The sequence below is a fragment of the Shewanella sp. 10N.286.54.B9 genome, from assembly GCF_041468565.1.
GTDB lineage: Bacteria > Pseudomonadota > Gammaproteobacteria > Enterobacterales > Shewanellaceae > Shewanella.
In genome coordinates this window covers 1-12501 of record NZ_JBFRIY010000008.1, presented here as the reverse complement: position 1 = coordinate 12501, position 12501 = coordinate 1, and the positions used below count along the sequence as shown (strand labels likewise).

Below are 12501 nucleotides of genomic sequence, written 5' to 3'. Positions count from 1 at the left end.
TATTAGATAGTTAAAAAATGACCCACTGTTTCATAGGTGTAACAATTATGAGTTTAAACAAATGGATTTAAATCGAGTGCAGATGTTTGCTCAAGTGGTTGAGCAGGGAAGTTTTACTAAAGCGGCAAAAGTATTGGGGCTCACCAAAGCCACTGTCAGTAGAAAAATTGCAGAGCTAGAGGCCGATGCAGGTGTACAGCTTTTGTTTAGAACCACTCGAGCATTAAAGCTAACCGAGGCAGGTGCAAATTACTACAACCGAGTTAACCGTATTTTGTTAGATCTTCAAAATGCTGAAGATCAGCTCAGCGCCAGCCAGCAAAAGATTACCGGCCATCTCAAAATTATCTGCCCAATCGAATTAGGACAGTTGTATTTTGGGCGAGTCCTGGCAAAATTTCTAAAAGCCTATCCACAGATAACGATTGACGCTGAGCTAACTAATCGTATGGTAGATGTCATTGCCGAGGGCGTTGATTTCAACTTTCAAATTACCGAAAAACCTAACGAAGCGCTACAAACATACACACTGATGAATACCCCAAAAGTACTGATGGCAAGCCCTGAGTATCTCAGCCAACATGGTACGCCACAAATCCCAGAAGACCTTAATCAACATCACTGTATTCGACTTTCTACCCCCTATGTTGATAATAGCTGGACACTATTTAATGGCGAACGCTGGATAACAGTTGAGCCAGAATCTAGGCTAGAAACCAATAACATCACTTTGGTAAGAGAGGCTGCAATTGAGGGACTTGGCATCGCCACTGTGCCTATGATCATTGGTAATGCGGCAATTGAGAGTGGCTTATTAGTGCCAATACTTCAAGATTACCCAATGAAACAAAACGCCGTTACCATGAGTATGCCACAACGGGTTTACCTCCCTAGAAGATACCGAGTGTTTATAGAGTTTTTATATCAAAGTTTATTTGAAAATTGGCAAGATCAGATCATTGAGATACCTGATTATATTCAACGCCCCATATCATAGATATGAAAAAGGGCTCTTATGTAAGAGCCCTAAAAAGTCACGGGTTAGCTATATGCAGGGAGGTACTAACCCTTACTTTTTATTCCATACGTTCGAAGACATGGAACTTCTCAATACCGTAAGACTTACCTTCGGCGTGACAAGTCGCACAAGACTCTGAAGTTGGCTGGGTGTACCAATCTGCAACCACTTCTTCATCAATTGAACCGCCTTGCTGAACCATATGGTTTAGCGCTTGTTCATCGTTATGACAAGCAAAACAGTTAGCCGTAATTGGACTTGCCATCTTAGTATTGTCACCACCATGGAAAGCTTTCGCACGGATAAACTGATTAGGAATCGCATACAGTTCTATTCCGTCAGCATGACATGAAACACAGTTTTCGGCGTTTAACTTAATTGCAGAGTTGGTAGTTAGATTTTCGTTACCTTTGCTGTCTAACTCTGAACCTAGCACAGTTTGTGTCCCCCAGTGCATGCCGTGTATTAGCGGACCAAAACCTGGAGCACTGTTAGCTTTCCAGCCGACTTGAACACCACTGCTCAGAGCAGGAATAACGTAACCCGCTTCAATGCGTTTAGCATCTGTTTCGAACGCATCCATAGCAACAGTTCTCATACCTGAGCGATCCTGACCATTGTTATGGCAAGCCACACAATCTAAGCCACCTTCATTATAACTACCGTTTTTATGGTAGTTAGTTTCATTGTTGTGACAAGTGGTACAACTATTAGCTGTCACCGAATGACGACGTTCATAGTCTTGTGTTTTCACACCACTATGATCTACAGCGTCAGAATAACTGGTGAAAGAGACGCCGTCGTAGCCACCGTCGTCGTCAGCTTGCTTAAATGTCACCCGAGTACTGGCCACTAAATCTGCTAAGCGATAGTCGCTGTCTAGCCCATCTAAATGTGGATAACAAACTGAACGGCTGCCATCCTTATTTTCAATATACTGCTCTGCACCACGTGGACTAGGACGACCAACTAAAGACTCATTGTAGTAGCCATGAATGTAAGCCCCAGCATAGGTCAAAGTCTTGGCAGCGTACATTTCACCTATGTTAAGTTGCTGCTCAGTTTCACCCGCAGTGTTAAACAGCGATACAGTGGTACACCAACCACCTTGTGGGTGATCTTCCCACTCGAGGCTGTTATCAATAAATGGCGCAGATGTTGTGGTGTAATGATCTTCTCTTAGTTGTGCTCTCTCCATTACCTTCTTGTGGAATAAACGCACATCGTCAGATTCATTAAAGCCGCTGTATGTCATCGCCACATTAGTCGAACCAGAACCTGCTGCATCATGACAATCAGTACAAGTGTTCATGCTATAAACATTGGTTACTGGCTCAGCATGACAGGTGTAGCAATTAGCAACATCAAAATCTTTTTCAAATTTTTGGTGGTTGATATGACCAATTTTTTGCATCGAGTTACGTGCGTAACCACCATCATCTCTCACCACATTACCGTGACAAACCATACAGCCTGCAACGAGATCGGTTTCACCATCAGTATTAATAGCGGTATAACTAGGGTGTTTTAGCTTAGATGCAGCGTAATCCACATGACAGCTTTGGCAGGTTTCAGTGGTGGTGGTATGCAAGCCTTCGGTTTTATCGATAACCATATAGCGTGATTTTGCGATATTGTCACCGCCGCCAACAGCAAGACGTATTATGCCTTCGCTACCAGTATCAATTGCAGCCATTGGCGCATAAAACTCATAACGGCCGTTATCATTCATTGTCAGGCTAGCACCATCTGTTGATTGGTCTGCACTGCCACCGACGATTGTACCTTAGTAATCGGGGCGTCTACGGGCGATCCCCTTTTCTGTGAGCACCGCCATTTCTGCACTGGCATTCTCTAAACCTGAAATTAATAACCCTTCTTCGTTAGTAATTTCAAACTCAAATTTGATTGCTCCCTCTTCAAGGGTGTGCGCTACCATTTCAACGTTAGTCGTTGTTGATTTCTCTACCACTGGCGGTAACGGGCTGGTGCCATCTTCACCGTCATTACCATCTTTTCCATCACTACAGGCTGTAAGCCCGAAAGCTGCCGCTACAATTAAGGCGACCCCACATTGTTAAAGCGCTTCATCATCACTCCAAAATTATTCTTTAGATGTGATCTTTACTCCCCCGTGTATACAGTAATGATGTTTCAACATTTAATGTGTGAATTATTCCCCATTAATATGAAGCCTTCTCATCACTCATCACAAAAATAAAAAGAGCAATTAATATACAGAATTAGATTAATATTAAATTAATATTTACTCAATATTTAATGACTTACAACTCATCGAGAGGGAGTTCAGATTGACAACATACCCTATAGCATTCGGTATAAATGAGTGAATCGATTGCTCCCTACATACGAAAACGCCGGCAAGTTTGCCGACGTTTTTATAGCTAATAGCTCTACTGCGACCTGTAAATTTCACCTTGGCTTTCTTCAAAAATTACCTATGAATAATTACCCCGCTAACAGAGCAACTACCCCAGCACTTCAAAATCATCATCAGCAAGCTTAGCTGTGCCATCTTGTTGCAGTACCCACAGCTCTTTATGGATCACTCCATGGGCTTTGTTCATTTTCCAAGAAGAGGTCAGTAACACAGTATTGTCATCCACAATACTGAAGTTAGGTTCGATATATTCCACGCTATCAAACCCTTCATTAATCAAGTTTTGCCAGAATGCTTCAATAGCCTCTCGGCCTTCAAACTTACCAAATGGCCGAGCTTGCATTATCGCATTCACTTCATACTGCCCCGCACACTGCTTGGCATTTTGACTGTTAAAACCCTCTTTCCAAGTTTCACTGGCTAACTTAACTGCATCTAATAAGGCTGAAGACATGGTATAACTCCAATAGCTGTTACTTTAAAAATGTGTAGCCAGTTTACAGCTAAGATTACGATTGATAACCTAGGTAAAGTAGCAATAACTGTTCGATTAAATAAAACAATTGGTGGGGAATATGGACTATTTACGCCATATGGCAATTTTTAAACAGATAGTCGATGCGGGTTCGATCAGCGCTGCGGCTGATGAATTGGATCTATCAAAGTCAGTAATAAGCCATCACCTCAAAAGTCTTGAGCTCGCAGTGGGGGTGCAATTACTGCATCGAACTACCCGCAAGCAACAGCTAACCCCAGCAGGAACTGATTTTTATCAGCGCTGTGTACAAATGGCAAACATTTCTCAAGCCGCATGGCAGGAAGCACGCGACACTGGCGGAAACATTGCTGGCCCTATCAGAATAAGTGCGCCCCATGCGCTTATCGATTCAATCGTCGCACCCGCTGTGGGTGAACTATGTCGCGATAATACACAGGTTAGGCCGATTATCAGCGTCGCCGATCAGCGCGTCGATCTACTTAGCGATGACATAGATCTGGTGATACGCGTAGGCAAGCTGCCCTCTAGCAATTTAATACAGCGAAAACTCGGCGACTTCAGAGATGTGGTCTGTGCCAGCCCTGCGTATATAGAGCAACATAAAAATGAGATCAATGCCGAGCAGTGGCTGTCTTTGGATTACATTGCCAACTCATGGCAAAAGCCGAAACTCACTCATCAACTAGAGCCATTAGCGCATCTCACTCACAATCAAGCGCCTACACTAAAAAGGCTAGAGTTTGTTGCCAATCGATTCACTGACAACTCATCAGCGGTATGCGCATTGGCTAAAGCGGATCTTGGTGTCGGGTTACTACCCGAATTTATGTTTCAGCAAGCAGAGGCTCAAAATCAATTGGCGATGTTGCTGCCCAATTATCAATGCTCGCTCAATGCCGTATATGCAGTGCATGATTTTGGCCATAAACCACCACAACTAATAAAAACCACGATTGAGCTACTGATGCGATATTTCAGCTGCAATAAAAGTTAGCGTAAAGCCTGCATAGCAGCTTTTATTGATCGGGATTAGTATTTTTAAAGGCCTGCACCTGATTTGTGCTAATAAAGCTGCTAACATTGCTGGCAATTTTTTAAAGCTTAGTGAGAAAGATCAAGATGGGCAGAGCATACCAAAACCGCAAAGAATCCATGGCGAAAACTGCTGGGCAGAAGACGAGACTCTATTCTAGATACGGAAAAGAGATCTACGTTTGTGCCAAAAATGGTGGTTTCGATCCCGACGGTAACTTAGCGTTACGTCAAATGATTTCCAAGGCTAAAAAAGATCAAGTACCCGCTCATGTTATTGAGCGTGCGATCGAAAAAGCGCGTGGCGGTGGCGGTGAAGATTATGAAAGTGCTCGCTACGAAGGTTTTGGTCCTGGTGGCTGTATGGTTATTGCTGATTGTTTAACAGACAATGGCAAACGTACCTTTACTCAAGTGCGTCAAGCATTCGTTAAAAATGACGCCAAACTAGGTGGTCCAGGTACTGCTGGCCATATGTTTGATCACCAAGCCGTATTCGTATTTGCTGGTGATGACGAAGATGCGATCCTTGAAATGCTAATGATGGCCGACGTTGATGTGACTGACGTTGAGCTTGATGACGGCATGATCAGTGTTTATGCTCCACACACAGAGTTCTTCAAAGTTAAAACAGCACTCGCGGCTGAACTTCCTGCAGAAACTGAATATGTCATGGAAGAGATCACTTTCGTGCCACAAACTATGACAGCGATTACTGACGCAGAAGAGATAGAGCAGTTTGAAAAGTTCTTAGCTGCGCTTGAAGATTGTGATGACGTGCAGAACGTTTACCACAACGCTGAGTTACCCGCAGAAGCATAGTATTTTGTGAAAGGTAATAGAGATACGGAAAAGGCACTCATTGAGTGCCTTTTTTATTGGCTATATCAATTAATCTTCGATAAAGCGACTTTTTACTGCAGCCGTTGGTAACAGGCAGATTGCTCTTGTGCCAAATAGCCTATAACGTTGCTTTGCCACTGCATTATAAAGTCCATCACGTATTAATTTCGGTAAAAAACGGCTAAAACGTAACAGCGGCCAAGGTGCATCAAGAGACTTTACAATCTCAATCGCTGCATCACTGCGCAGATAGCACTTATCACCTTTTATCAATATCACGCTATCTAAAGCAACCTCAGTCACACCGAACTTAGATAAGTACCTTTTACCTGGATTAGATTGCAACGAGGCAAACATAAAGCGTTCGCGACTATCATGACTAATCACAAAATTAACTGCGCCGTGGCAAAGATTACATATGCCATCGAAGATGATTATCTGTGATTGCGCTTGCACCGTCGCTACCATTAATTCGCGGCTAACCGAGTTCGCTCCTGCTCGACCAAAAACCGAGTAATATCCAATACCTGCTCAAAACTCTTTGCTGACTGATTCAGTACTAAGTAGCGGCCATTGACCACAATTGAAGGTGTACCATCGATTTCAGACTGAGACATAAGCTTAATGGCTTGAGCAAGCTGCTGATTGACTTCAACCGATGCCAGTTGCTGCATAAACTCTGCTTTACTAAGGCCATAACCTTGCATGAATTCCGCTAATTTTTGTGTTTGTAATTTAATATCACGGATCTCACGCAGCTCCATCACCTCTTGAAATAGCGCAGCATGCGCCTTATCGCCATCAGTCATATTCTGCACGATGAAAAATACCTTGGCGTGCAACTTCATTAGATCATTCCACATTGCGGGGGACTGCACTAGGGCAACATCTGCAGCCATGGTTTTATGCCATTGATGCAGCGGTTGTTCAAATGACTCACAATGTGGACAGCCATACCAAAAAAACTCCATCACTTCGATCTGCTCACCGCTTGTCACAATTGGAGTTGCCAGCGCGCGATAGTTAACACCTTCAACATAATTGGCATCGATTGCATTTTTATCACCGCAAGCAACAACGACAAAGGTCAAAAGTAGCAGCGTCAGTAATTTTTTCATCAAGTATCCTTACGATGTTTTTGTTATACCAATCAGTATAAGCAGTTGGCTGATTAGCAAATGTTTTATTAACTGCCTTTTAATTTAGCATAAAAAAGGCACTCAATGAGTGCCTGTAAATCCTGTGACTAATTAAGATTTATTATGAGCAGCAATCTCGGCGCCACCAGTTCTTAGGCAACATGTCTAAAAAGACCTTAGCCATCAAGATAGCAAGTACAACCGCTGATGAATAAACAATAGCAGCCGGCAACAAGTTATGATGCTCTCCAACTTGTGGCATTACCACAAAGCCAAAAGTATCCACCAGATAGTTAACCAAGACGCCTGAAACTAACGCGACGCCTAGCACGCCGCCTAAATAGCCAAACAACGCACGTTTACCTAGCTCTTTAGTCACCACACCTAAGGTAGCGATATTAGTTGCAGGACCTGCCAACATAAACACCAATACCGCTCCTGGTGAAACCCCAGCTAATAACAAGCCAGCTGCAATAGGCGTTGATGCTGTAGCACAGATATACATAGGCACAGAGATCAGTACCATCACTAGCATGGCTAAAATACCATCGCCCCATTTAGCCATAAAATCACCTGGCACATAAGTTGTGACTAATGCAGCAAAGAACAAACCGATTAATAGCCAAACAGTGGTATCGCGTACTAAGTCGGTGGCAGCAAAGTGTAAGCCTTTACCGATCCGGCTAATAACCGATGTACCTTTAAGTTCAGTGGCAATATCTTTAGTCGACTCACAACAACTTTCAGTTTCAGCGGAGTCTGAACTCTTTGTGCTACAACAAGATGACGCAGCCTCAGCTTTAACCGCTGCTTTGTCACTGCTGCAACAAGTTGATTTTTTGGGCTCAATCACTGGCGACAAATTTAACGGAGCGGCATTGGCAGCCTGACTCATCACACTGCTCTGAGCCATTGGTTTCATACTAACAGTGGCTTTCTTTTCCCCGGCACAACAGCTGTTAGTCGCGACTTTCGGCTGCGCTTTTTTGCTACTACAACAAGATGAGCTGGTAGCTTTCTCGGCCTCAGAGGCTGGCTTAACATCATCGTCATCACGACCAACAAGCAGGCCGGCAACGATGGCACTGGTAACCGCAGCGATAGGTCTGACAATTGCCATAAATGGGCCGAGTAGTACATATGAAACCGTTACTGAATCAACTCCGGTTTCCGGCGTTGACACTAAAAATGATGTGGTAGCCGCTTTCGATGCACCGCTGCGTCGTAGCCCGACTGCTGCGGGAATAACACCACAAGAACACAGTGGCAATGGCGCGCCGAGAACAGCCGCCTTTACCGTGGTTTTAAAACCATGGCCACCCAGTTGCTTTTGCATCCATGCCATTGGCACGAACATCTTTAGCATTCCAGCCAGAAATAGACCGAGCAACAACCAAGGGGCTGAATCAAGGAATAGGTCGATAAAGTTTGCAAATAACATAACTATTTCTCTTTTGAATTCTTACTAACTGCTTTGTTTTGACAATTTTTAGTAAATTGCGCATCGTCATGATTATGGCCATGCTCATGTGAATCACCTTCACAGCGAATATTGTCGGTACTTGATTCCAACGCCTCTAATATAGAGCAATGCTCTGCACTTTCTGGCCCGCCGCAGCAAGCTTGGGATAGCCTTTGTAGTGATAGTTGAAAATGATTCAACTCAGCAATTTTAGCTTCAACGTTGGCTAACTTGTCATCGACTAAGCCTTTAACATCGGCACAAGCCCAATTAGACTTATCCAGCTCAATCGACAACAGCTCAGTGATCTCAGCAAGGGTAAAACCAACCGCTTTAGCCCGCAAAATAAATCGTAAACGCTCTGCGTCATTTTCGGTATAGATGCGATAACCAGAATCAGTTCTTGATGAAGGCGATAACAAACCGTGCTTCTCGTAAAACCTTAACGTATCCGTTTTGACCTCACACAACTGTGCTAGCTCACCAATTCGATACATCGACTTCCCCTTGTATAAAGCATTTACATTGCCAAATATTATCGTGCAGATATTTATCAATAAACCAAGTATAAACCTTGGAGTTGTATCCAAGGTCAAGGCTTATTCTGGCTAAAAAGTTAGATCAAAGCTTGTTCTGTTTACCGTATTGTGAAATCGCGCAGAAAAAAACACCGCCAAGGGTAAAATTACGGTAAAATACGCGCGCCGTGACGGGAGAGTAAAAATAGTGAGGGACTTTTGGAAAGCAGTGTAGAGGTAAGCAAGCCTGATACTGTTCTGTTTTCCGAAAGATCCTTAAAATAACTACTGGACCCTGTACCTACAATGAATAATGCCAGACCTATTCGTCGCGCGCTGTTAAGCGTTTCAGATAAAACCGGAATCTTAGAGTTTGCACAAGCGTTGCATGCTCAAGGTGTTGAGCTACTATCTACTGGTGGCACCGCCCGCCTGTTGGCAGATAATGGTGTGCCTGTCATTGAAGTATCGGATTACACTGGTCATCCAGAAATTATGGATGGTCGTGTAAAGACTTTGCATCCTAAAGTGCATGGTGGCATTTTGGCGCGCCGTGGTATCGACGAAATCGTTATGGAGCAAAACAACATCAATCCAATCGATTTGGTTGCTGTTAACTTGTACCCATTTGCCGAAACTGTTGCTAAAGAAGGTTGTACCTTAGCGGACGCTGTCGAAAACATCGACATTGGCGGCCCGACCATGGTTCGCTCTACCGCAAAAAATCACAAAGATACCACTATCATTGTTAATGCTAGCGACTACGGCCGCGTGATTGCTGAGATGCAAGCAAACGAAGGTAGCACGACACTGGAAACACGTTTCGATCTTGCTATTGCCGCTTTTGAACATACAGCTGCATACGATGGCATGATCGCTAACTACTTCGGTACTAAAGTACCAGCTCACAGTAAAGATGAGTGCCACGAAGATTCTAAGTTCCCACGCACTTACAACACTCAACTAGTCAAAAAGCAAGACTTACGTTATGGCGAAAACAGCCATCAAACAGCCGCTTTCTATGTTGATACCAATATCGATGAAGCTTCTGTTGCAACAGCAATTCAGCTGCAAGGTAAAGCGCTTTCTTACAACAACATTGCTGATACCGATTCGGCATTAGAGTGTGTTAAAGAGTTTGACGAGCCAGCTTGTGTCATCGTTAAGCACGCTAACCCATGTGGTGTGGCGATTGGTGACAATCTACTTGAAGCATACAACCGCGCATTCCAAACTGATCCAACCTCAGCATTTGGTGGCATCATCGCCTTTAACGGCGAATTAGATGCAGCCACAGCAACAGCGATTGTTGAGCGTCAGTTTGTTGAAGTGATTATTGCCCCATCAGTTAGCCAAGCAGCTCGCGACGTTGTTGCTGCCAAAGCCAACGTACGTTTACTTGAGTGTGGCCAATGGGCAAGCAAGACTGCCAGCCTAGATTACAAACGCGTTAATGGCGGCTTATTGCTGCAAGATCGCGACCAAGGCATGGTTGCGATTGATGACGTTAAAGTCGTTTCTAAACGTCAACCAACAGCTGCAGAAATGAAAGATCTAATGTTCTGCTGGAAAGTGGCTAAGTTTGTTAAATCAAACGCAATCGTTTATGCCAAGAACAGCATGACTATCGGTGTGGGCGCAGGCCAAATGAGCCGTGTATACAGTGCTAAAGTTGCTGGTATTAAAGCTGCTGATGAAGGTTTAGTGGTGCAAGACTCTGTGATGGCATCTGATGCATTCTTCCCATTCCGTGACGGTATTGATGCTGCAGCAGAAGCGGGCATTAGCTGCATCATTCAGCCAGGCGGTTCTATTCGTGATGAAGAGATTATCGCAGCAGCTGATGAGCACGGCATGGCAATGGTATTTACCGGCATGCGTCACTTCCGTCATTAATTTATATGAAGCTTTAGGTTTTAGGTTCTAGGTTCTAGGTTCTAGGTTCTAGGTTCTAGGTTCTAGGTTCTAGGTTCTAGGTTCTAGGTTCTGCACCTTAGGGTCTTTGCCTCAAGCTTCTAAAAATTGATTTTTAACGTTTAGAGCAAGCCATTTTTTCTATGTCAAAGAAAGCACGCGCAGCGTATGCCAATACGTGAGCATGCTTGATGCAGAGATAGGAAAAATGGCGCAGCTATAAAAGGTAAAGATATGAAAGTATTAATTATTGGTGGTGGCGGTCGCGAACATGCATTGGCATGGAAAGCGGCGCAATCGTCGCAAGTAGAAACCGTTTTTGTTGCACCGGGTAACGCTGGCACAGCATTAGAGCCGAAGCTAGAAAACGTAGCGATCAATGTTGAAGAGATCTCTGCGCTAGTCGCTTTTGCTACCGAGCAAAAAGTGGCAATTACCATAGTCGGTCCAGAAGTACCGCTGGCTTTAGGTGTGGTCGATGCGTTTAATGAAGCGGGACTGCCAATATTTGGCCCAACCAAAGGCGCTGCGCAGTTAGAATCTTCAAAAGCATTTACGAAAGATTTTTTAGCGCGTCACAATATTCCTACAGCAGCTTACTCAAACTTTACTGAGATTGAGCCGGCTAAAGCTTACGTGACTGAAATGACAGCGACCACTGGTTTCCCTATCGTTATTAAAGCTGATGGCTTAGCGGCAGGAAAGGGCGTGATTATTGCGGCAGATCAAGCAGAAGCTGATGCTGCAATCGAAGATATGCTAGCGGGTAACCTATTCGGTGAAGCGGGTTCTCGTGTGGTAGTTGAAGAATTCCTCAAAGGCGAAGAAGCAAGCTTCATCGTGATGGTTGATGGCAAGAACATTCTGGCGATGGCCAGCAGCCAAGATCATAAAGCCCGTGATAACGGCGATCATGGCCCTAATACTGGTGGCATGGGTGCATACTCACCAGCACCAGTAGTGACCCAAGCGGTTCACGATTGGACCATTGCAAATGTGATTCGCCCAACGGTTGATGGCATGGCCGCTGAAGGCAATGTCTATACTGGTTTCCTTTATGCGGGTCTAATGATCGCTCCAGATGGCAGCGCAAAAGTACTTGAGTACAACTGCCGCTTTGGTGACCCTGAAACTCAGCCAATCATGATGCGCTTAAAATCGGATCTGGTTGAGCTTTGCTTAGCATCAACCCGTGGTGAACTTGATCAGGTGACTGCTGAGTTTGATTCGCGTGCAGCTGTTGGCGTGGTTTTGGCCGCAGGCGGATACCCAAATGCATACCGCAAACATGATGTTATTGAAGGTCTAGACCTTGGTAATAACAATGCCAAAGTATTCCATGCCGGTACCAGCATCAAAGATGGTCATGTTGTAACTAATGGCGGTCGCGTACTTTGTGCAACGGCATTAGGTAATAGCGTCACTGAAGCTCAAGCTTGCGCTTACCAATTAGTAGACGCCATCCATTGGGATGACGTGTATTTCCGCACCGATATCGCTTATCGAGCAATAGCAAGAGAGAACAGCTAGAGCCGAAAGCTTATGCTAAACCGCTTAAAGCCCAGTTATCACTGGGCTTTTTATTTTCCGTCACAAAAGCAGATATGCAGATATTTCCCCCTAACACCTAACACCTAACACCTAACACCTAACATCTAACACCTAACACCTAGCA

The 12501-nt window shown here is 44.3% G+C and carries 12 protein-coding genes; 5 read left to right on the top strand and 7 right to left on the bottom strand.

What is annotated here, in order from left to right:
* Positions 1 to 61: 61 nt before the first annotated feature.
* Positions 62 to 997, top strand: a complete 936-nt coding sequence (locus tag AB4135_RS02330) for a LysR substrate-binding domain-containing protein (RefSeq protein ID WP_371989975.1) — start codon at positions 62 to 64, stop codon at positions 995 to 997.
* Between the two features lie 79 nt (positions 998 to 1076).
* Here AB4135_RS02330 and AB4135_RS02325 read toward each other — a convergent pair whose 3' ends face one another.
* The 3 genes from AB4135_RS02325 to AB4135_RS02315 all read right to left on the bottom strand — a co-directional run bounded on the left by AB4135_RS02325 (position 1077) and on the right by AB4135_RS02315 (position 3873).
* Positions 1077 to 2750, bottom strand: coding sequence for a multiheme c-type cytochrome (locus AB4135_RS02325; protein WP_371989973.1), 1674 nt, complete (start codon positions 2748 to 2750; stop codon positions 1077 to 1079).
* A 54-nt stretch (positions 2751 to 2804) separates the two neighbouring features.
* Positions 2805 to 2990 carry a hypothetical protein gene (locus tag AB4135_RS02320; protein WP_371989971.1) on the bottom strand — a complete coding sequence of 62 codons (186 nt, stop codon included), beginning with the start codon at positions 2988 to 2990 and terminating at the stop codon, positions 2805 to 2807.
* Between the two features lie 517 nt (positions 2991 to 3507).
* Complete coding sequence (locus AB4135_RS02315; protein WP_371989969.1) at positions 3508 to 3873, bottom strand: isochorismatase; 366 nt, start codon at positions 3871 to 3873, stop codon at positions 3508 to 3510.
* A 121-nt stretch (positions 3874 to 3994) separates the two neighbouring features.
* Between AB4135_RS02315 and AB4135_RS02310 the strand changes: the two genes are divergently transcribed.
* Together AB4135_RS02310 and AB4135_RS02305 are read left to right on the top strand one after the other, a co-directional pair.
* Complete coding sequence (locus tag AB4135_RS02310) at positions 3995 to 4912, top strand: LysR family transcriptional regulator (protein WP_371989967.1); 918 nt, start codon at positions 3995 to 3997, stop codon at positions 4910 to 4912.
* Positions 4913 to 5037: 125 nt separating this feature from the next.
* Complete coding sequence (locus AB4135_RS02305) at positions 5038 to 5772, top strand: YebC/PmpR family DNA-binding transcriptional regulator (RefSeq protein ID WP_371989965.1); 735 nt, start codon at positions 5038 to 5040, stop codon at positions 5770 to 5772.
* A 69-nt stretch (positions 5773 to 5841) separates the two neighbouring features.
* On the opposite strand, the gene AB4135_RS02300 is transcribed toward AB4135_RS02305, so the two are convergent.
* The 4 genes from AB4135_RS02300 to zntR all read right to left on the bottom strand — a co-directional run bounded on the left by AB4135_RS02300 (position 5842) and on the right by zntR (position 8891).
* Positions 5842 to 6249, bottom strand: coding sequence for a thiol-disulfide oxidoreductase DCC family protein (locus AB4135_RS02300; protein WP_371989963.1), 408 nt, complete (start codon positions 6247 to 6249; stop codon positions 5842 to 5844).
* 11 nt (positions 6250 to 6260) lie between these two features.
* Positions 6261 to 6911, bottom strand: a complete 651-nt coding sequence (locus tag AB4135_RS02295) for a thiol:disulfide interchange protein DsbA/DsbL (protein ID WP_371989961.1) — start codon at positions 6909 to 6911, stop codon at positions 6261 to 6263.
* A gap of 142 nt (positions 6912 to 7053) precedes the next feature.
* Entirely contained in the window at positions 7054 to 8373 is a 1320-nt protein-coding gene (locus AB4135_RS02290) for an SO_0444 family Cu/Zn efflux transporter (RefSeq protein WP_371989960.1), read from the bottom strand.
* Positions 8374 to 8375: 2 nt separating this feature from the next.
* Positions 8376 to 8891, bottom strand: coding sequence for a Zn(2+)-responsive transcriptional regulator (zntR, locus tag AB4135_RS02285; RefSeq protein WP_371989958.1), 516 nt, complete (start codon positions 8889 to 8891; stop codon positions 8376 to 8378).
* Positions 8892 to 9218: 327 nt separating this feature from the next.
* Here zntR and purH point away from each other — a divergent pair, with 327 nt between their 5' ends.
* Together purH and purD are read left to right on the top strand one after the other, a co-directional pair.
* Positions 9219 to 10808, top strand: coding sequence for a bifunctional phosphoribosylaminoimidazolecarboxamide formyltransferase/IMP cyclohydrolase (gene purH / locus AB4135_RS02280; protein WP_371989956.1), 1590 nt, complete (start codon positions 9219 to 9221; stop codon positions 10806 to 10808).
* A gap of 252 nt (positions 10809 to 11060) precedes the next feature.
* Positions 11061 to 12356, top strand: coding sequence for a phosphoribosylamine--glycine ligase (gene purD / locus AB4135_RS02275; RefSeq protein ID WP_371989954.1), 1296 nt, complete (start codon positions 11061 to 11063; stop codon positions 12354 to 12356).
* Positions 12357 to 12501 lie beyond the last annotated feature (145 nt).

What these genes read in the sequence shown, in the direction of transcription:
- AB4135_RS02295 (WP_371989961.1), bottom strand. Translation starts at nt 6,911, where the DNA reads ATGAAAAAATTACTGACGCTGCTACTTTTGACCTTTGTCGTTGTTGCT.
- AB4135_RS02330 (WP_371989975.1), top strand. Translation starts at nt 62, where the DNA reads ATGGATTTAAATCGAGTGCAGATGTTTGCTCAAGTGGTTGAGCAGGGA.
- AB4135_RS02310 (WP_371989967.1), top strand. Translation starts at nt 3,995, where the DNA reads ATGGACTATTTACGCCATATGGCAATTTTTAAACAGATAGTCGATGCG.
- purD (WP_371989954.1), top strand. Translation starts at nt 11,061, where the DNA reads ATGAAAGTATTAATTATTGGTGGTGGCGGTCGCGAACATGCATTGGCA.
- AB4135_RS02315 (WP_371989969.1), bottom strand. Translation starts at nt 3,873, where the DNA reads ATGTCTTCAGCCTTATTAGATGCAGTTAAGTTAGCCAGTGAAACTTGG.
- purH (WP_371989956.1), top strand. Translation starts at nt 9,219, where the DNA reads ATGAATAATGCCAGACCTATTCGTCGCGCGCTGTTAAGCGTTTCAGAT.
- AB4135_RS02290 (WP_371989960.1), bottom strand. Translation starts at nt 8,373, where the DNA reads ATGTTATTTGCAAACTTTATCGACCTATTCCTTGATTCAGCCCCTTGG.
- AB4135_RS02305 (WP_371989965.1), top strand. Translation starts at nt 5,038, where the DNA reads ATGGGCAGAGCATACCAAAACCGCAAAGAATCCATGGCGAAAACTGCT.
- zntR (WP_371989958.1), bottom strand. Translation starts at nt 8,891, where the DNA reads ATGTATCGAATTGGTGAGCTAGCACAGTTGTGTGAGGTCAAAACGGAT.
- AB4135_RS02325 (WP_371989973.1), bottom strand. Translation starts at nt 2,750, where the DNA reads ATGAATGATAACGGCCGTTATGAGTTTTATGCGCCAATGGCTGCAATT.